We start from the raw sequence: 18589 nt of genomic DNA, 5'->3' as shown, positions 1-18589 counted from the left end.
AAGAGGACCGGTCAAGCAATTGGCAAGGTTACAGTGGCCCTAAGGCCGCCGCCCTCCCGGTTCTCGAGCGAGATGTCGCCGCCATGGGATTGCACTATGGTCCGGGCGATCGAGAGGCCCAAGCCCGTCCCACCCGTCTCGCGCGACCGAGACCTTTCCAGCCGTACGAACGGGTCGAAGACATGCTCGAGCTCTTCCTCGGGGATGCCCGGCCCACGGTCATCGATGACGACACGCACCAAATCCTCTTCCCGCCAGATGCGAATGCCGGCATCTCCGCCGTAGCGGACGGCATTCTCGATCAGGTTCCGCAGCGCGCGCCTCATGGAGGTCGGACGAAGCCGTACCCTGGCAATTGCCGCGGAGGGTTGAAAGGTGACCGTTCCCGCGGGCGCGTTTATGTCGGCGATCAAATCAGCGACGACTTCCGATAGCTCCACCGTCTCGACGGGCTCGGTATTCGAGACGCCGCGGGCGAACGCGAGTGTGCTTTCGACCATTTCCTGCATCTCTTGGGTGGTCGCAATCATCCGCTCGCGGGTTTCGTCTTCGTCGACCATCTCAGCCCGGACGCGAAGCGCCGTGAGCGGCGACCGCAAGTCATGGCTCAGAGCCGCGAGGAGCCGCGTCCGGTCGTCGACGAAGCGACGGATACGTTCCTGCATCTGGTTGAAGGCGCTTGTCAGGCTGCGTAGCTCGTTCGGCCCCGACGGCGCGACCGCCTGCGCATCTGCACCTCGGCCGAACTCCTCCGCCGCCCGGGCAAGATCGCGCAACGGGCCGGTCAGTCGCCCCAGGGCGATCCAGACCGTGGCCCCAATCAGGACTGCTGAAATGGCGAAAGTCGCGATCGCCGTCCAGGCAAGTTGATACGGTGGGCGATGGAAGCGGGTCACGACGTTCAGCCAGTCGCCAGTCGCCATTGCGATGGAGATCTTCATTTCCACGGACGAGATAGGCACCGGCTGCATGGACCGGTGCATCTGGGCCATCTGGCCCGTCATGCCCCGCATCGGTGGCGGGGCGGTATCGGCCTGATGCAGTTCCAGGCGGACGTCCGGCACCGGGTCCATTCTGATTTGTGCCGCGATCTGTTCGGCGAGTAGATCGGCGCCGTGGTTCGGGTGATCCACGGTGGGGGACGCGTCCAAGGAGAACCGCACCAGCGGCGAGTCTGCCGCCCGCAGGATGGAGCCATGGAGGTTCTCGGGCGCCTCCGTAATCAGCCGCGCCACGTTCGCCGCCCGGCTGGCGGCCTCCTGTCCGAGGGCGGTTCGCAGCGCCATTTCCCGTTCGTCGGCAAACAGCCAGACGACGAGGGCTTGTGCCAGCGCGAGCGTCAGCAGGATCAGCAGGAGCAACTGCCCGCGCAGGGATCCGGGAAGAAACCGCCTCATGGCTCCACCTTCACGTCGGTGGCGAGACTGTATCCGCCGCCACGTACGGTGGTGATCAGGTGCGGTCGGGTCGGGTCTTCCTCGATCTTTTTGCGCAGGCGGCTCACCTGGTTGTCGATGGTACGGTCGAAGACATGAGCGGTTCGGCCGGAGGTCAGGTCGAGCAGTTGGTCGCGGCTCAGCACGAAGCGCGGGCGTTCGAGAAAGACGGTCAGCAGCCGGAATTCTGCCGTGGTCAGGCGGACCTCACGCCCATCGGTATGGCGCAACTCCTGCCGGTCGGTATCGAGCGTCCAACCGGCGAACTGCACCCGGTGGCTCGACAGGCTGCCGGCGTGGGGTTCCGCCCGGCCGCTACGCCGCAGGATCGCCTTGATCCGTGCCAGTAACTCGCGCGGATTGAAGGGTTTGGGCAGATAGTCGTCCGCCCCAATCTCCAGCCCGATGATCCTGTCGGTTTCTTCCCCGAGGGCGGTCAGCATGAGGATCGGCACGGTGCCGTCCGCGCTCAGTCGGCGGCAGACGGAGATCCCGTCCTCACCCGGCATCATGACGTCGAGCACGATCAGGTCGAAGCGGCCGGCTTTCAGCTTGGCATCCATCTCCACAGCGTCCCGCGCCGTGCTCGCGCGCATCCCGTTGCGCTCAAGATACCGGCTCACGGCATCGCGGATCTCGCGATGGTCATCAACGACCAGGATGTGCGGCGCGTCTGTCATGCCTCTCCCATATCGTATGCTGGCGCGCGCGGAGCCCAAAATTGGTCGCAAGATGTATCAGGGTCCGGGCGGTGCGACCAACCGATACAATTCTCCCCCGGTTTGGCATCCTGCTGCGACACGCGTCCCCCAGATTGAACTCATCCAAACGACGACACACAGGAGACGTGATCATGAAACGCTCAGGCAAACGCGCGGTCGCATTGGCAGCCATCGCCGCGATAGGCGCCGCCATCACCATCCCGGCGCTGGCGCACGGGCCGCAGGGTGGTGGCTGGATGCAGGGTCAGTACGGTGGCCCCGGTGCGATGATGGGCAGCGGTGCGGGCGAAATGATGGACGGTTGGCAAGGCGGCCCCGGCACGATGCATGGCCCCGGCGGCCGTGCCGGCATGGGTCCCGGCGCCATGGGCCCGGCCATGATGGGCGATCCGGAGGTCATGGAGCACATGATGGAGATGCACAGCCAGATGGGCGGCTTCGGTGGCCCCGTCATGATGGGCGGAGCGCCGGGCATGGGCATGATGGGCGGGTCCTTTGGCCCCGGCATCGTGGGTGGTCCCGGTGGCGTCGGTATGATGGGGGCTTTCCTCGGCGATCTCGATGCCGACCGGGACGGCTCCGTGACATCCGACGAGGCTCGAGATGGGCTGCAGGCTGCGCTGGCGGACAATGACAGCGATGGCAGTGGCACCCTGTCGCTGGGCGAATTCGAGGCGCTTCACAACAACACGATACGCCCGATGATGGTGGACCGCTTCCAGGCCCTCGACGCCGACGGAGACGGTCAGGTGACACAGGCGGAGATCACGGCGCCGGCCGACTGGATAGCCCGGATTCAGGCCCACCGCGCGACGCTGTGGCAGGATTGCCCAGGGCTGCAAGACGACAGCGATGCGGCCGAACCAGAGGAGCAAAACTGATCGACCTGGCAGCCGGCCCTCGCCTGGGCCGGCCGCCCGCCGATGTATGAAAGGAGACGGAGGATGACTTACCATCTGACTCGGACACTGCTGACGTTTGTAGCTTTGACAGTTCCTTCGCTGGCTATAGCGCACGGCCCCGGACTCGGAACCGGAACCGCGAATGCCCCCGGATGGACCGGCCAACAGACGCCACCCTGCGCGACAGCCGGCGCCACAGTGCCGCCCTGCGGTACGGCGCCGGGTACCTACGGTTCCTACGGCAACGGAATGCCTGGACCGGCTGCTGGCCACGGGCCGCAGATGATGCTGGGCAACGGCGTTCCTTCGCGTCCCGGCACAGGCTGGGGGTATCGCTTCGGACATGGCCCCGGGATGAACTGGCGCAACTGAGCGGAAATGCACTGCACCGCCACGTGGCGCCGGGAGGACAGGAAAGGACATCCTGATGATGAACGGCTACCAACACGGATGGGGTATGGGCCTCGGCGGCTTCTGGACAATCCTGATCGTGATCCTGCTGCTTCTGGCAATCCTCGCGCTCTTCAAATACCTGACGCGCTGACGCCTCAATGGCCGCGGGAGCGCCCCCGGGGTGCCGGGGCCGGAATACCATTGCCGCTGATCCACGCCATAAATGGCTTGCGAGGGAACCTGCGCCGAAGGTAACCTCGAGCGATCCGGTTCTCCCGACAGGCACAAAGTGCCGGGAGACGAAGAGGGAATTCGGAGGGAAGGTACCCATGTCGGGCCGTCCCGGCCGAAGCCGCCCCCGCGACTGTCAGCGGCGAGTGCGGGCCTAACATGCCACTTGCCGCGTGCAGGGAAGGCAGGCCCCCATGGTGACCCGCGAGCCAGGAGACCTGCCGGATCATTGAAACTCGATGCTGTCGGGTGTGACAGCCACAGGAGCAAGACCATGATCACTGCACTTCGCCAGAAGGCCCTCCCGGACATTTCCAGCCGCCGCATGACCGTATTCGTCTGCGGTATTCTGGGCCTGGCACTCATCACCGTCGCCGGCAACGTTCAGGCCTCGGCCCTGCATGCCGCCGCCCACGACGTGCGGCACGCCAATGGTTTCGTCTGCCACTAGTCCATGATCCTGAAAAATGTGACCGGCGGCATCGTCGCCGGGGCTGCAGCGGGCCTGCTTACGGGCCTGCTGCAACTTGCGTTCGTGCAGCCGGTGCTGCTCCATGCCGAACTCTACGAGGCCGGCGTGCTGGTGCATCGCGGGGCGGAAGCCATTTCGGCGCACCGGGAGTGGAGCGGGATCGACCCCGCGCGCGACGGGCTCAGCCTGCTCTTCTCCATGCTGGTCTATGTCGGGTACGGGCTGCTGCTGACGGCCGCCATGGCGCTGGCCCCTGATGAGGGTGGGTCGATCTCACCCCGGGCCGGGGCCATCTGGGGAGTGTGCGGCTTCGTGGCAGCGCATCTGGCTCCGGCGTTCTCCCTCCCGCCGGAGGTCCCGGGCTCCGCGCACGTGGATCTTTCGCAGCGGCAGATCTGGTGGCATGCGACCGTTGTCGTCACCGCGGTCGCACTTTGGCTCCTCGCGTTCGGCCGTGGGGTATGGAGCATCCCGGTCGCCGCCGTTCTGCTTCTGGCGCCCCACGTGATCGGCGCACCGCAGCCCGAGCATTTTGAAGGGCCGGTGCCGCAGGAGATCGCCGCCCTCTTCGCCAGTCGCGCGCTCGGCGCGGGGCTTGCCGGCTGGGTCCTTCTCGGCGCGATCCTTGCCTGGCTGCGAAGGGACGCACGGGTAGATTTCAGCTAAACAATGACCGGCCGCCTGGGTAAACCCGAGCGGCCGGCCGCCTTCATATCTCAGTTCGCCTGAGCCGAAGAGAATTCAGAACGACCGAGATCGAAGAGGCGCTCATCGCGAAGGCGGCGAACATCGGGCTGATCAGAATACCGAGGAACGGAAAAAGCACGCCCGCCGCGATCGGCACCCCCAGGGCGTTGTAGATGAGAGCGAAGAACAAGTTCTGGCGGATGTTGCGCATCGTAGCCTGGGCGAGGCGGCGCGCCCGCACGATGCCGTCGAGATTGCCTTGCACCAAGGTGACCCCCGCGCTCTCGATCGCCACGTCGGCGCCGGTTCCCATCGCGATGCCGACATCGGCCTGTGCCAGCGCGGGGGCATCGTTCACCCCGTCACCGGCCATCGCCACCTTGCGTCCGGCTTGCTGCAATTCGTGGATGAGCGTCGCCTTGTCTTTCGGCAGAACCTCGGCGCGGATTTCATCGATCCCAAGCCGGCCCGCAACCGCTCTGGCCGTGCGCTCGTTGTCGCCGGTGGCCATGATGATACGGAAGCCCAGATCGTGGAGCTTCCGCAGCGCATCGGGCGTCGTTTCCTTCACAGGATCGGCGACGCTGACAAGCCCCGCGACCGTGCCGTCGACCACCACGTACATCACCGTCTCACCCTCATCACGTCGGGCGTTGGCCTTCTCCGAGGCTCTTCCGGCGTCCAGCCCGAGTTCCTCGATCATCCGGGCGTTTCCGAGCGCGACAGCCCGCCCGTCGACAGTGCCCTTGACGCCCATGCCAGTGACCGCCTCGAAGTCACTGGCATCGGCCAGATCCACGCCTCGATCAATGGCACCCCCCACGATCGCCTCGGCCAGCGGATGCTCCGAGCCGCGTTCGAGAGACGCCGCGAGGCGCAGGAGGTCTGCCTCGCCGTGCCCGTCTTCAGGATAAAGTCCAACGAGCCGTGGCTTGCCCTCGGTTAGCGTCCCGGTCTTGTCCACGATCAGCGTGTCGACCATTTCGAAGCGCTCAAGCGCCTCGGCATTCTTGATCAGCACTCCCGCCTGCGCTCCGCGTCCCGTTGCAGTCATGATCGACATGGGCGTGGCAAGGCCAAGCGCGCAAGGGCATGCAATGATCAACACGGAAACGGCGGCGATCAGCGCGTAGGAGAGCGCCGGAGCAGGGCCCCACACGGCCCAGCCGATAAAGGCGAGAATGGCCACTCCGATCACGGCGGGGACAAACCATCCCGCCACCTTGTCGGCGTACTTCTGGATCGGGGCACGGCTGCGTTGGGCCTGTGCCACCATTTGGACGATCTGGCTCAGCACGGTATCGGCGCCGACGCGTTCTGCCTCGATCACCATGCTGCCGGTTCCGTTGATCGTAGCTCCGGTCACCGGGTCTCCCACGACCTTTTCCAATGGGACAGGTTCGCCGCTGATCATGCTCTCGTCGACCGAGGAGCGACCGGCGACAACCGTTCCGTCCACCGGCACCTTGTCGCCGGGCCGGACGCGGATGCGATCTCCGACATGTACCTCTTCCAGCGGAATCTCCTCCTCGCTGCCGTCGTTCCGGATAACGAGTGCGGTCTTGGCGGCCATGTCGAGCAGCGCCCGGATCGCCTTGCCCGTGCCTTCCCGGGCGCGCAACTCCATAAGCTGACCCAGCAGGACAAGAACGACGATCACCGCCGCGGCCTCGAAATAGACGGCGACATGTCCCTCTGCATCGCGGAACCCTTGAGGAAAGACGCCTGGAGCAAGCACGGCCACCGTGCTGAAGATCCAGGCCGCCGATACACCCATGGCGATCAAAGAAAACATGTTCAGATTCATCGAACGGAAGGAATTCCAGCCGCGTATTAGGAACGGCCAGCCGCTCCAGAACACCACAGGCGTACCCAGTGCGAACTCAGCCCACAGCGCGGCGCGCGCGCCAAGCGCCTCGCGAATGCCGCCCAACCCAACCATCGGTCCCATGGCCAGCACCAGCAGGGGCACGGTCAGAGCGGCGCCAACCCAGAAACGCCGGGTAAAGTCCACCAACTCCGGGTTCGGCCCGGTGTCCTCGACTGTGGCGGCCTCCAATTCCAGCCCCATACCGCAAATCGGGCAGGATCCCGGCTCGACCTGCCGCACCTGCGGGTGCATCGGGCAGGTGTACACCGGGCCGTCATGGTCACTTGGTACGGTGTCGTAGTTGCTCTTGGGAGCTTCGGAGGCATCGCCCGGGTGACCCTCGTGCCCGATGTCGGACCTGTGGAGCACCAATGTCATTCCGCATTTCGGGCAATCGCCGGGAGTGTCCTGCCGGACGTCGGGGTGCATCGGGCAGACATATTCCGCCGCCGCATTCTCCTGTTTCTTCCGCGCTATCATTCCGCTTTCTCGTGTGTTGGCGCCCGACGGCGGGGGCGCGCGTAGGGCGGCACGTTTCGACAGATCGGGAGTGCGATGGTCCTGTATGGAGTGCCGCCAATATTCTTCGAAGCGCTCTTCCGACTGTACGTGAAACGATCGCTAGTTGTTCAGTCTGGGACTTACAGCAGGTGGAAGGTCAATGACCCTTGAGGCCAGACTGGTGAGCAGCCAGCGTTAGGAAGACGTGGACTACTTTGGGAGCCTGTTGGAAGGTCGACTATGACAGGCTTCAATGTAGCATCGCGTCGAGGTCTGCACGTCCCTGGGCGGGCTCTCGGACGCATGGAAGCCGGAATGATGGTTCAGGAACCTCGTAAGATCGCGCCGGTTTCGTGCCCGTGGCTTCGATTCTCCAGGAAGGCTGCTTGGATGTATGGCGTGTACGTCCAGCAGAAGAAAGTTGATGGGCCGCATACCAAGTCGCTGAGAGGCAGGCTTCCACAATCATCAGGGGTCTGTCAGGACTATTCCGGAGTCGATTTGATCCGTCGGCAGCCCAATATTTCGTGGTTTTCCTGACGGTTCCGTCCATACTGGGAAGAATTTCGATGAGGCAGCCGACCATTGACCTTTGCAAGTTCCGGTAGCACCCCTGAGTTCTTCGAGTCCGAATTCGACCGCGACCGCCTCGTTTCCGCCATGTACGAAGCCGCGGCGGACGCCGGCGCGTATGTGGAGTTCATCGATGTTTTGCGTCGCTACCTCGAAGCCACGGTCCTGAATTCCTGGAACATAGAGCACTTCGAAACCTTGGAGATCGGTGCGTTTCTCTCCGACCAAGGGCTCGCACGCCATTTCGACCGGATGAATCGCATTCTGCTGCAGAAGGCCGGGCATCACTTGGCCGGTGGGCTTCATGCCCGTGTTGCGGAGCGGCGCGGCGTGGCTGTGCTGATAGATCGGAGCGGCGCCATCGTTGCGCGCAGTGCTGCCGCGTCGCAACTGCTGGGCACTGCGCGACCCTCAATCGACGCTTTGGCGCGGCAGCTTTACGCGGATGACGAGCGTGCATTCCGCTCCTGTGTCGCGAGCTATGAGAAGGACGGCAGCGATGTGGCCTTGCGTATCTTTCGCGGGGACAACTTCCACCTTGCGGCTCGGACGGTCCACAGCGCGGTGGAACAGCAGCTTTATCTGATCGTCGACACGCTGCAGGTCGAATGGAGCAAAACGCTCGAAGCTTCCTTGCACGCCTCCTTCGCACTGACCCCGGCAGAACTCCGTGTGCTTCGCGCCTTGGCGCTCGGTCGGAACGTGTCAGAGATCGCGGAAGCCTCAGGACGATCTGTCGGCACGGTCCGCAATCAGGCGAAGTCGGTCCTCTCGAAGACCAATGCCGGGACGCTTGCCAATCTTAACAGGCTCGTTGCGCTGATCGCCGGGAACGTTGCAACGCACGCCACGGAAGACGCACGGCCGGAGCAAGAGGTCGATATGCTGACCCTCCCGGATGGACGGGCGCTCGAGGTGCGCCTCCAGGGGCCCAAGCATGGGCGCCCTGTCCTGTACATTCACGGCCAACTGTTCGGGACAGAGCTCCCACCCGAGGGTCAGCTCGCCCTAAACAGGAATGGCTTGAGGTTGATCGCGCCGTCACGACCAAATTTTGGATTGTCCGATCCGGTGCCCCCGACCAATGCCGCACAAGAGCCCGATCGCCTCGTGCAGGATATCGCCTTTCTTCTTGACCACTACGGAATCGGGAAACTCCCCTTGCTCTCTTTCGCGGCGGGTACTGTCTACGGTTACTCCCTCGCTGCAGCGATGCCGGACCGCTTCACCGGGCTCGTCCACGCGGGCGCAATTCTGCCCGCCCTCACCGTCGGGCAGTTTGCCAAGATGCCACCCACGCAACGAACCATCTGTTTTCTGATGCGGTTCGCGCCGGAGATGGCGCCACCGCTTTTTCGTGCGGGGCTCCAGCAGATCGAGGCACAGGGCGAGACCGAGTTCCTCAGGACTCTTTTCAAGGATGGTGCCCGCGATCGCGCTGTTGTGGATCGGCCTGACCTGGCCGATTTCCTCCGCCGCAGTATCCACTTCGGAACACGGCAGAGCTACTTTGGTGTCTTCACGGATTCGGTCCAGATCGTCACCGATTGGTCGCAATACGTGGAGAAGGTCGCCGCGGCGGGTGTCCCGTCACTGCACATTCACGGCACAGCGGATCTTGCTACACGAATCTCGGACGTCCGGCGGTTCGTCGACAGATTTCCGGGTATCACCCTCGAGGAAGTCGATGGCGGCGGTCAGCTTCTTGTCTTCGACACCCCTGGCCTTCTCTTGGATCGTGTGGCCGAATTCTGCTGAACAGGGGTACGCCCGCCGGAGCGTCCGATTGGTGGGCCAGATCGCCCGGCAGGCAGATCAATCGCTCATCTTGAAGCCCGTCCGATGAGATTTGCGAGCCGAAGCCGTGAAGGGATCGCTCATAGGCAATGCGACGCTGCCGGGCCCCAAGGTGCCTCGCGATCCCGAAGACCGAGATCACGATAAAGAAAGTCTGAATGAGGACCGTGGCGAGGTTGTACTGCTCCACTAGGCTGATCATCACCAAGATCGCAGCCACCAGTTTGACGACGTAGAAATGCGGTGACTGGCTCGGCAGCCGGTCCAGAGAGGTCAGGATGTAGGACGCCGCGTAGATGATGGCGCCAGCCAGTCCGCTCCACTCCCACACCGAAAACATATCAACGAATTCCTGCATCGGTGCCTTTGCGTTCGCACTAAGCCTCTAACAATGGGACATTAATTAGGTGACTTTGATCCCGGTGGCATGTCCCATTTGGGACATGCGCAGGTTGCGGAGTATGTGGCTTGGCGGCTGAACTACGTGTTGAGCGCGTCGCTCTCACGCCCTGCAAGTTGCCCTTTGCTCAAGTCGACCAGACGGAGACGCAGAGTGTGGCCGACGGGACCAAGACATGCAGGAAGCCATGCGCACAGCGGCCGCTGGCCCGTTCTGGACAAAGCCGATCGGCGTGTGTGTCACACGCCCTCATCGGTGACGTATTTGCGCCAATTGTGTTCCTCTTCAAATCCCAGAACGTCTTTGATCTTCCGATTGGAATAGAGCGCCTCGTTCTCGCCCAGGTCCGCGTTCACCGGCACCCCGGGGAAGAAGCGCTCGGCAATCTCGCGTGCGGGCAGGTTCACCGAGTTGGTATCGTTGCCGGCATTGAAGATCTGGAACCCGAGCCCGTCCGCCTTCAGGCAGAGATGCACGATCTGCCCGAGATCGCGGGCGTCGATGTATGAGAAGAGGTTGCGCCGGCGACAGCCCGGATCGGCAAAGAAGCCGGGAAAACGCGCGTATTCGTGGGGCTCCATGACGTTGCCAATCCGAAGCCCGTAGATGTCGAAGCCGGAGCGCCTCTGGAAGGCCCGACCGGTCTTCTCGTTGACCACCTTGGAAAGCCCGTAACTGTCCATCGGGTTGGTGTCGTGCTCCTCGTCCACGGGCAGGTAGTCCGGATCTGCCACACCGTCGGCGAAGCAAACGCCATAGGTCGTCTCCGATGAGGCGAATACGACCTTGCGGATGCCGAGCTTCACCGCAGCCTCGATCACGTTGTACGTGCCGATGGTGTTAACGCGGAACGTCTCGTGGTCGGGGTTGATCAATATCCGCGGGACGGCGGCAAAATGGACTACAGCGTCGAAGGCTGGCACCCCTGTGCCGCTCTCCAGTTCGTCGAAATCGGCATAGCTCGTCATGACGTTGAACATCGCACCGCTGTCGGTAATGTCGGCGATCAGGTTATCGATGCCCGGCTCTTCGAGCGGTTTCAGGTCGACGTTTACTACGCGGTGCCCCTGGTCCCTGAGATACCGGCAGACATGGCGGCCAGCCTTGCCCGACCCGCCTGTGAACAGAATACGCATGGGTTTCCTCCTGATCCGGGGCGATCTCTCCCAGTCGTCTCACGTCTCTCGAACAACGGCGGGACCGCTTGCGGACCATTCATATTCAGAAGACAGGCTGTTTCAATGGTGACGGGGCGATGGAACGACCGCCGCGCTCTTTGGGCGGACGGACTCTCGTAACGGTCTATTTGTCATATGACGGCTTTGCCGCATGGTTCGGGAACCGATCCGGCAGGGAAGGGGGGCCTATTGCGCGCGCGCCCCTTCGCCGCCGTGCTTGACCAAGCGTCTCGTACAGGCGGCCGCTGTCGTACGGCTTGATTGCGTCCCACCGTTTGTCGCGCACGATATTTGCCCAATCCGGATTGGCGAGCAAAGCCCGGCCAACGGCGACCAGAACGAAATCGCCGCGTTCAAGCATGCGGATCAGCTCCGCCAGATTATTGGTCGTTGCACCGATCTTTGCGAAGGGATCGGCAAGCGGATCCTCCAGCCCGACGGAACCCACCGTCATGGCAAGCTTCCCGGTGATCTTCTTGGCCCATCCGGCAAGGTTCATGTCGCTGCCCTCGAATTCCGGCAGCCAGAAGCGCCTTGTCGGAGCGTCGAAGAAATCCACCCCGGCATCGGCCAACGGCACGAGCCACGTTTCGAGTTCGGCCGGATTGGCAGCAATCTTTGCCTCATAGTCCCAGCCCCATTGCGAGAAGCGGAACATGATCGGGAAAACCGGACCGACGCGCCGTCGGATCTCGCGAACGACCTCGAGACCCAGGCGGGCGCGGTCGGTCAGGGATCCGCCCCAGCGGTCAGACCGTTGATTGCTGCGAATGAGATTGCCATGCCCCCCATGGACAGCAACTCCGTCGAAGCCGGTCTGTTTGGCTTGGTATGCCGCCTCACCGAAGGCGTGGATGATGTCTGCGAGAGCTTTTTCCGTCGCTTTGTGGGGCACGTCTGTCGGCCTGGACGGCGTCCCCTTGTCCACGACGAGGCGCGCGCTCGAGACGGCGACAGACCGATCGAGGGCACCTCGGAATTGTGAACCTTATCGCGTTTGCGGGAAATGCCCGTATGCCAAAGCTGCGGAAAGATCAGGCCACCCTCTGCATGGACCGCATCCACCACGCGCTTCCAACTTGCGAGCTGCGCCTCGCCGAACATATAGGGTTCTCGGCAGCCCCTTGGTCGAGAGGCGGCGCGAACGCCGCCCCTCTTCGCGCCTACTGACGGCCAGCGGTCACGCCACCGTCCACCGACAGGATTGCGCCTGTGATCCACGAAGCTTGTTCGGAGGCGAGGAACAGGATCGCCTCTGCCACATCGCGCGGCTGACCATTGCGGCCCAGCGGATGAAAGGCATCGAAGCCGGACAACGCTTCCTGAACTTCATCCTTCGGGATGAAGGTGGAGTAGATCGGTGTTTCCACAACCGCGGGCGCGACTGCGTTGATGCGGATCTTGTGAGGGGCAAGCTCGATCGCGAGATTGCGCACCATCGCGTGGACGCCCGCATTTGCGGCGGAATAAGCGGCCGATGGGGTCGCGCCGATTGCCTGGATGGCCCACATGGAGCCGGTCTGCACGATTACGCCGCCGTTGTCTTTCATGGCCTTCGCGGCAGCTTGCGCGGTGAAGAACTTGCCCTTCAAGATTGTGTCCAGATACCAGTCATAATCCTCCTCGGTGAGCTCGAGGAAGGGCTTGGGATTAAAGACGCCCGCGTTGTTGACCAGCACGTCGAGCGCTCCGAAGTTTGACACGGCAGTCTCGACCAGCCCCGTGCCCGTGGCCGGATCGGCAATATTGCCTGCGAATATTGCTGTCTTCTCTCCAGTGGAATCAATGTCACGCGCGGCGGCTTCGAGCTTCTCCTTGTCGCGACCGTTGATCACAACATTCGCGCCCTCGGCGATGAAACGTGCCGCTGTTTCCTTGCCGATCCCCGAGCTGCCCCCGGTGATCGCGATGGTCTTTCCTTCAAAACGCATATCGTTGTCCATATCTACTGATAGATAGACAGCATGTAGCAGTTGAATTCGCGTTCGACAAGGTCTATCTATCGGATGGTAGATGAAAGGCTGAGCAGTGAACCCAACCGCGCTAGCGATTATCGACGCAGCCGAGAGCCGCATCAAAAATGCGGGCTATGACGGCTTCAGTTTCCGGGAGATCGCCGCCGATGTCGGCGTGAAGAGCGCGAGTGTGCATTATCACTTCCCGACAAAAGAGAATCTGGCGGCAGCCGTCGCCCGCCGCTACGGCGAGCGCTTTCTGGCCGAGATCGAAAAGGAAGTTGCCGGTGGCAGCGATATAACGGCCGCGTGGGTCGCGACCTTCCGAAAGGCGATGCATAGCGATAGCCGCATGTGCCTGTGCGGTGCGTTGGGCGCCACTTCGGCAAGTTTGCCGCCTGAAGTCCTCGCCGAGGCGCGCCGCTTCTTCGAAAACGGGGTGCAGACCCTGATCGACGGCGGAGTGTCACGGGCAGAAGCGATGCACGTCATCGCTACCCTCGAAGGTGCAATGCTCCTCGCGAACGTATTGGGCACCACCAGCGCATTCGACGAAGCCAGCAGAGGTCTGGCCTAGACGTCAAAACTTGCAGGATTCGGCCATTTGCAAATCCGGCAAGGAGCGATCCGCTGGAAAAGCGGTGGGGCGCCGTAATGGCAGAAGAACCTGCTAATTGACGTGAGAAGGAAGTCTCTAGGCGGCATTGGAAGGCCAAATGACTATCATCACCGGATCGGCAGCGGATGTGCTATGCACGTGGTCGTTGCCGCGGTTCCCGTGACCCGGATGGTGAGCCCCGGGAAGCCCTTAAGGGTCTCAGTTCGAGGCCGACGCTCGGCACCCGAGCAATCGGGACCCGAAAAATGAAACGTTTCATATTGACCGAATCGAGAAGGCGTGTTCGTCTCGCATGAACACCGGCGGGGCAGAGCGCGTCGATCTGGTGTTGTTGCAACTGGGAGGACTACATGAAATTGTTCAAACTCGCTGCCGCGGCAGCGACAGGTATTGCTTTGCTTTCGGGCACCGCATTCGCTCAGGACGACAAGCCGGTCGTCGGGTTGGTGATGAAGTCGCTCGCCAACGAGTTCTTCCAGAACATGCTGGAAGGCGCGAAGGAACACGAAAAGGCGCGCGGCGACTATGAGCTCAAGGCCGTCGGTATGCAGAACGAGACCGATTTCGAGTCTCAGATCAACGCTGTCGACACGTTCATCACGCAGGGCGTAGATGCCATCGTGATCGCTCCGGCCGACTCCCGCGCCATGGTGCGCCCGCTGAAAAAGGCAATTGAAGCCGGCATCGTCGTGGTGAACTTCGATGTGGCGCTGGACGAAGAGGCCAAGAAGGAACAGGGCGTGGAACTGGCCTTTGTCGGACCGGACAACCGGGGTGGCGCCGAAATGGCTGGAGACGCGCTTGGGAGCAAACTGGGTGAAGGCGGCAAGGTCGTTATCATCGAGGGAAACCCGGGGGCTGATAACGCGACACAGCGGCGTCTTGGCTTCGAGGACTCCGTGGCCGAGTACAAGCTCGACCTGCTCGACAGCCGTACCGCACACTGGGAAACGGAAGAAGCCAACACGGTCTTCTCCAACATGCTCACTGCGAACCCCGACGTGCAGGGCGTAATGGCCGCCAATGACTCCATGGCAATTGGCGTCGTGAAGGCGCTGGAATCGGCGGGTCGTGACGACATCCTCGTCGTCGGCTTCGACAACATCCCGGCCGTCGGCCCGATGATCGAAGATGGCCGGATGCTTGCAACCGTCGACCAGTTTGGCACAGACATGGCCGCGAACGCCATTGACCTGGCTCTGGAAGTCGTCGCCGGCGGTCCCGCCCTGGAAGGCTGGGTGAAGACCCCGATCGAATTGGTGACGGCCGAATAGGACTGTTTCCCAAACTCTGCCCGCCCTTTGGGTGGGCAGAGATGCAACGCAGATCCCCTCCCCACAGGTTCGAACCAAATGACACGAGCGGTCCCGATCCCTTCGTCCAATCCCGAGCGGCCGTTTCTCAGTGTACGTGCGCTCAAGAAGCACTTTGGCGGCGTGAAGGCGCTGGATGGCCTGGACTTTACCCTTGCCGAGGGTGAAGTGCATGCGCTCGTCGGCGAGAACGGTGCCGGAAAATCGACGCTGATCAAGGTCCTGACGGGTGTCTACGGCTACGATTCAGGAACAATCGAATTCGATGGCGTTCCATTCTCGCCAGCCACTCCGAACGACGCCAAACGGGCCGGTGTGCAGGTCGTCCATCAGGAATTCAACCTGCTCGACCACCTCAGCGTGGCCGAGAACATTTCCATCGAAGCCATGCCACGCAACCGTCTCGGTCTGCTGGACCGGGCCGAGATGAACAGGCGGGCCACGGAAGCGGTGGCCGCAATCGGGCTGACGGATCTGGACGTGCGCCTGCCGGTTTCGAGGCTTGGCATCGCCCACCGGCAGTTGATCGAGATTGCACGCGCTTTGCAGTCAAACAGCCGGCTGCTGATCCTCGACGAGCCGACCGCAACGCTCACGGAACGCGAAACCCGGCGGCTGTTCGATATCGTTCACAAGATCAAGGCGAATGGTGTGACCGTGGTATTCGTGTCTCACCACCTCGAAGAAGTGTTCGAGATTTCGGACCGTGTCACGGTCTTCCGCAACGGCGTCACGATCACCACCGAGGACATCTCCGACACCACGCCAGAGGGTGTTGTCCGCCACATGGTTGGCCGGGCGGTCGAGACCGGCGGACCTGCGTCCCAGTCGAAAAGCCAAGTTGGCGAGGTGGCGCTCCGCGTGGAGGGGCTCAAGGTGCAGGCCAGCCCCGACACCGCCCCGATTTCCTTCGACCTGCGATATGGCGAGATCCTGGGCATTGCTGGGCTGGTCGGTTCCGGCCGCACAGAGATCCTGCGCAGCCTGTTCGGCGTCGATCCAGTGGTGGAGGGGCGGATCGAGTGCGACGGGCGCGAGGTCCGCTTCAAGGGACCCAAGGATGCCATCGCCAGCGGCATCGGCTTTGTTACCGAAGATCGCAAGGACGAGGGCCTGATCCTCGAAATGCCGATTGCCGCCAATATCAGCCTTGTAAATCTGCGCGACGTCGCACGACACGGCTTGATCAATTTTCGCCAGGAGCGGCAGCAGGCGCGCGACGGCGGCAAACGATTGGCCCTGAAATACGGAACAACGTCGGACCCGGCGGCGAGCCTGTCCGGCGGCAACCAGCAGAAAGTCGTGCTCGCCAAGTGGCTGGCCCGGAACCCACGGGTTCTGATGCTCGATGAGCCGACCCGCGGCGTCGATGTGGGCGCCAAGTTCGAGATCTACGCAATTCTCAAGCGCCTCGTTGCAGAGGGTGTCGCGATGCTGGTCGTCTCATCGGAGATGCCGGAGCTCATGACCCTCTCGGACCGGATCATGGTGCTGTCGAAAAACGAAGTTCAGGGAACTCTCGCGAGAGATGACTTCTCGGAAGAAGTAATCCTGCGCATGGCTTACGGCCAGGAAGCGCGCGTACAAGGGGCAGAGCAATGACCGACACCACGAACCCGACGCACGCGGCGCGCGCGCACAGATTCTCACTTCGGTCGATCTTGAACAACGCCGGGATCGGCCTCGCCCTGCTGGCGATCATCCTGTTCTTCTCGGTCTTTACCGAGCATTTCCTCACCTCCAACAACATCACGAACATCCTGACGCAGATTACGATCAACCTGATCCTTGCCGTCGGGATGACCTTCGTGATCCTGATTGGCGGGATCGACCTGTCGGTCGGCTCAGTCATGGCCTTGGCTGCGGTCGTGGCGGGCAAAGCCATAACCATGCCGGGTCTCGGGGATGGCGAAGCCATCATCCTGGCCATTCTGGCGGGGATGCTTGCAGGCGTCGTCTGCGGCATCTTCAACGGCGTGGTCAGCGCCTTCTGGGCCCTGCCGTCCTTCATTATCACGCTTGGGATGCTCAACATTGCACGTGGCGCGGCGCTGCACATCTCCGATGCCCAGACGATTTACTCCTTCCCATTCGCTTTCGAAGAGTTCGGCTCGGCGATGATCTACGGCATTCCGATCGTGTTCCTCGTAGCCCTCGCAATGGTGGTGGTTGCTTGGTTCATTCTGAACTTCACCGTGTTCGGTCGGCTGATCTATGGAATCGGCAACAACGAAGAGGCGGTGCGCCTCGCCGGCCACCCTGTATTCTGGTACAAGGTCGGAGCCTTCACGATTTGCGGCCTCTGCGCCGGGATCGCCGCGATCATCTACATGGCCCGTCTCAACATCGCCAGCCCGATCGCGGGTATCGCCTTTGAACTCAACGCCATCGCCGCAGTCATCATCGGCGGCACGAGCCTCAGCGGCGGGCGCGGATCGGTCATCGGAACGCTGCTTGGCGCCTTCATCATCGGGGTGCTTGCCAACGGGCTGATCCTGATTGGGCTGAACGACTTCATGCGGCAGATGATCACCGGCGTCGTCATCATCATCGCCGTCATTCTCGACTATTATCGCGCAAAGTACGCCTCGAAATGAAACGCATAGGTCTTCTCAACCGCCATCTCAGCGCCCTGACCTCAAGCCTGGGGCATATGGATGAAATCGTCCTTGCGGATGCCGGGCTACCGATGCCTGACGGCGTTCCAGTGATCGATCTTGCCATCGTCCCCGGACTGCCGCGGTTTATGGATGTGCTGGCCGCGCTGCGCCTTGAGCTTGTCGTGGAGGGCGCAGTCTGGGCCGAAGAGGCAAGTCCGGACCTGGCCGCGAGCCTTGCGTCTGAAATGGACGCATGGACGGAAATGACTGGCAAGCCGATTGCCACTCAAATGCTGTGCCACGAAGCTTTCAAGGCCCGTACCGCCAAGGCTCGGGCTATCATCCGCACGGGCGAGGTGACACCCTATGCCAACGTCATCCTGATCAGCGGAGTGGCGTTTTGAGCGAAGTCGCCGTGGTCGGCGGCGGCCAAGGGGAACTGTCAGTACCCTTGGATCGCCGGCCCCGCGTCATGGATCCGGCACCGGCGCCATCCGATCCCTCGTCGGAAAACCGTTTTACGGCTGCTGATTTTCTCAAGCCGAATGCTGCAAAAGCGGAGGTGCTACCAGAGGACGAGCCAGCCAACGACCGCGAAAATGCTGCGCCGGACGTTGAGGAGCGATATGGTGGTGCTGATAGCGTGACACTTGGGTCAACCGGTATGCCATGCGCAAGTGACGTGACCAGCGTGTACCTGCCGGCAATAGCGGTCAGGTCCGTCGAAACCGTTGCGGCTAAGGATTTCTTCTATGGCGCGATTGCCGCCGAGACGTCGAACATCTCTCGGTCGACGGTCTCACTTGCGTTCGCAATGAAAGACGCCGCGCGTTCCACGCCCCGAACCGGCGACCCGGCCGCATTTTTGACCTTTGAAGAGGTTCGTGTGTGCGTACCACGATGAAGCGCGATACCCAGCGGGGCCCATTCCCTGTATGGC

At 62.4% G+C, this 18589-nt stretch carries 17 protein-coding genes, 1 pseudogene and 1 riboswitch; of the genes and pseudogenes, 10 read left to right on the top strand and 8 right to left on the bottom strand.

Going from position 1 to position 18589, the window contains the following annotated elements; genetic code table 11:
- Positions 1-11: 11 nt before the first annotated feature.
- Positions 12-1397: an ATP-binding protein gene (locus BM075_RS15965; RefSeq protein ID WP_093361699.1), complete on the bottom strand. Its 1386-nt coding sequence runs from the start codon at positions 1395-1397 to the stop codon at positions 12-14.
- Positions 1394-2116: a response regulator gene (locus tag BM075_RS15960; RefSeq protein ID WP_093361698.1), complete on the bottom strand. Its 723-nt coding sequence runs from the start codon at positions 2114-2116 to the stop codon at positions 1394-1396. The genes BM075_RS15965 and BM075_RS15960 overlap by 4 nt, the downstream gene beginning before the upstream one ends.
- A 173-nt stretch (positions 2117-2289) precedes the next feature.
- Between BM075_RS15960 and BM075_RS15955 the strand changes: the two genes are divergently transcribed.
- From BM075_RS15955 to BM075_RS15945, 3 genes are all read left to right on the top strand, one after another.
- Entirely contained in the window at positions 2290-3039 is a 750-nt protein-coding gene (locus tag BM075_RS15955; protein WP_245758869.1) for a penta-EF hand family protein, read from the top strand.
- 664 nt (positions 3040-3703) lie between these two features.
- A riboswitch (cobalamin riboswitch) is annotated at positions 3704-3924 on the top strand.
- 34 nt (positions 3925-3958) lie between these two features.
- Positions 3959-4135 carry a CbtB domain-containing protein gene (locus BM075_RS15950; protein WP_281244957.1) on the top strand — a complete coding sequence of 59 codons (177 nt, stop codon included), beginning with the start codon at positions 3959-3961 and terminating at the stop codon, positions 4133-4135.
- 3 nt (positions 4136-4138) lie between these two features.
- Positions 4139-4822, top strand: a complete 684-nt coding sequence (locus BM075_RS15945; protein WP_093361697.1) for a CbtA family protein — start codon at positions 4139-4141, stop codon at positions 4820-4822.
- A 43-nt stretch (positions 4823-4865) separates the two neighbouring features.
- On the opposite strand, the gene BM075_RS15940 is transcribed toward BM075_RS15945, so the two are convergent.
- The gene (locus tag BM075_RS15940) at positions 4866-7193 is read right to left on the bottom strand and encodes a copper-transporting P-type ATPase (protein ID WP_177208378.1); all 2328 of its coding nucleotides are present in this window, start codon (positions 7191-7193) and stop codon (positions 4866-4868) included.
- A gap of 606 nt (positions 7194-7799) precedes the next feature.
- Between BM075_RS15940 and BM075_RS15935 the strand changes: the two genes are divergently transcribed.
- Positions 7800-9545, top strand: a complete 1746-nt coding sequence (locus tag BM075_RS15935) for a bifunctional helix-turn-helix transcriptional regulator/alpha/beta hydrolase (RefSeq protein WP_093361696.1) — start codon at positions 7800-7802, stop codon at positions 9543-9545.
- Here the strand turns inward: BM075_RS15935 and BM075_RS15930 are convergent.
- The 5 genes and pseudogenes from BM075_RS15930 to BM075_RS15915 all read right to left on the bottom strand — a co-directional run bounded on the left by BM075_RS15930 (position 9457) and on the right by BM075_RS15915 (position 13093).
- The gene (locus BM075_RS15930) at positions 9457-9942 is read right to left on the bottom strand and encodes a CBU_0592 family membrane protein (RefSeq protein WP_093361695.1); all 486 of its coding nucleotides are present in this window, start codon (positions 9940-9942) and stop codon (positions 9457-9459) included. The two genes, BM075_RS15935 and BM075_RS15930, sit on opposite strands and share 89 nt — an antisense overlap.
- Before the next feature lie 281 nt (positions 9943-10223).
- Complete coding sequence (locus tag BM075_RS15925; RefSeq protein ID WP_093361694.1) at positions 10224-11120, bottom strand: NAD-dependent epimerase/dehydratase family protein; 897 nt, start codon at positions 11118-11120, stop codon at positions 10224-10226.
- Positions 11121-11286: 166 nt separating this feature from the next.
- Positions 11287-12057: an oxidoreductase gene (locus tag BM075_RS15920; protein ID WP_177208377.1), complete on the bottom strand. Its 771-nt coding sequence runs from the start codon at positions 12055-12057 to the stop codon at positions 11287-11289.
- Positions 12058-12143: 86 nt separating this feature from the next.
- Positions 12144-12266: pseudogene (locus BM075_RS25195) on the bottom strand (oxidoreductase); the annotation flags it as partial.
- Between the two features lie 59 nt (positions 12267-12325).
- Positions 12326-13093, bottom strand: a complete 768-nt coding sequence (locus tag BM075_RS15915; RefSeq protein WP_093361692.1) for an SDR family NAD(P)-dependent oxidoreductase — start codon at positions 13091-13093, stop codon at positions 12326-12328.
- A gap of 97 nt (positions 13094-13190) precedes the next feature.
- Here BM075_RS15915 and BM075_RS15910 point away from each other — a divergent pair, with 97 nt between their 5' ends.
- From BM075_RS15910 to BM075_RS15885, 6 genes are all read left to right on the top strand, one after another.
- Positions 13191-13694: a TetR/AcrR family transcriptional regulator gene (locus BM075_RS15910; protein WP_093361691.1), complete on the top strand. Its 504-nt coding sequence runs from the start codon at positions 13191-13193 to the stop codon at positions 13692-13694.
- Between the two features lie 392 nt (positions 13695-14086).
- Positions 14087-15010: a sugar ABC transporter substrate-binding protein gene (locus BM075_RS15905; RefSeq protein WP_093361690.1), complete on the top strand. Its 924-nt coding sequence runs from the start codon at positions 14087-14089 to the stop codon at positions 15008-15010.
- A 78-nt stretch (positions 15011-15088) separates the two neighbouring features.
- Positions 15089-16651, top strand: coding sequence for a sugar ABC transporter ATP-binding protein (locus BM075_RS15900; RefSeq protein ID WP_093361689.1), 1563 nt, complete (start codon positions 15089-15091; stop codon positions 16649-16651).
- The gene (locus BM075_RS15895) at positions 16648-17646 is read left to right on the top strand and encodes an ABC transporter permease (protein WP_093361688.1); all 999 of its coding nucleotides are present in this window, start codon (positions 16648-16650) and stop codon (positions 17644-17646) included. Before BM075_RS15900 ends, BM075_RS15895 begins: the two co-directional genes overlap by 4 nt.
- The gene (rbsD, locus tag BM075_RS15890; RefSeq protein WP_093361687.1) at positions 17643-18053 is read left to right on the top strand and encodes a D-ribose pyranase; all 411 of its coding nucleotides are present in this window, start codon (positions 17643-17645) and stop codon (positions 18051-18053) included. Before BM075_RS15895 ends, rbsD begins: the two co-directional genes overlap by 4 nt.
- On the top strand, positions 18050-18553 hold the full coding sequence (locus BM075_RS15885; RefSeq protein WP_143089888.1) for a PfkB family carbohydrate kinase: 504 nt from the start codon (positions 18050-18052) through the stop codon (positions 18551-18553). Before rbsD ends, BM075_RS15885 begins: the two co-directional genes overlap by 4 nt.
- Positions 18554-18589 lie beyond the last annotated feature (36 nt).

The organism is Tropicimonas isoalkanivorans (assembly GCF_900112335.1).
GTDB lineage: Bacteria > Pseudomonadota > Alphaproteobacteria > Rhodobacterales > Rhodobacteraceae > Tropicimonas > Tropicimonas isoalkanivorans.
This window is presented reverse-complemented; position numbering and strand designations above follow the sequence as displayed.

Excerpts from the sequence above, each read along its gene's own strand:
- rbsD (WP_093361687.1), top strand. The coding sequence starts at position 17,643 with ATGAAACGCATAGGTCTTCTCAACCGCCATCTCAGCGCCCTGACCTCA.
- BM075_RS15950 (WP_281244957.1), top strand. The coding sequence starts at position 3,959 with ATGATCACTGCACTTCGCCAGAAGGCCCTCCCGGACATTTCCAGCCGC.
- BM075_RS15955 (WP_245758869.1), top strand. The coding sequence starts at position 2,290 with ATGAAACGCTCAGGCAAACGCGCGGTCGCATTGGCAGCCATCGCCGCG.
- BM075_RS15925 (WP_093361694.1), bottom strand. The coding sequence starts at position 11,120 with ATGCGTATTCTGTTCACAGGCGGGTCGGGCAAGGCTGGCCGCCATGTC.
- BM075_RS15895 (WP_093361688.1), top strand. The coding sequence starts at position 16,648 with ATGACCGACACCACGAACCCGACGCACGCGGCGCGCGCGCACAGATTC.
- BM075_RS15930 (WP_093361695.1), bottom strand. The coding sequence starts at position 9,942 with ATGCAGGAATTCGTTGATATGTTTTCGGTGTGGGAGTGGAGCGGACTG.
- BM075_RS15915 (WP_093361692.1), bottom strand. The coding sequence starts at position 13,093 with ATGCGTTTTGAAGGAAAGACCATCGCGATCACCGGGGGCAGCTCGGGG.
- BM075_RS15940 (WP_177208378.1), bottom strand. The coding sequence starts at position 7,193 with ATGATAGCGCGGAAGAAACAGGAGAATGCGGCGGCGGAATATGTCTGC.
- BM075_RS15945 (WP_093361697.1), top strand. The coding sequence starts at position 4,139 with ATGATCCTGAAAAATGTGACCGGCGGCATCGTCGCCGGGGCTGCAGCG.
- BM075_RS15960 (WP_093361698.1), bottom strand. The coding sequence starts at position 2,116 with ATGACAGACGCGCCGCACATCCTGGTCGTTGATGACCATCGCGAGATC.
- BM075_RS15905 (WP_093361690.1), top strand. The coding sequence starts at position 14,087 with ATGAAATTGTTCAAACTCGCTGCCGCGGCAGCGACAGGTATTGCTTTG.
- BM075_RS15900 (WP_093361689.1), top strand. The coding sequence starts at position 15,089 with ATGACACGAGCGGTCCCGATCCCTTCGTCCAATCCCGAGCGGCCGTTT.
- BM075_RS15965 (WP_093361699.1), bottom strand. The coding sequence starts at position 1,397 with ATGAGGCGGTTTCTTCCCGGATCCCTGCGCGGGCAGTTGCTCCTGCTG.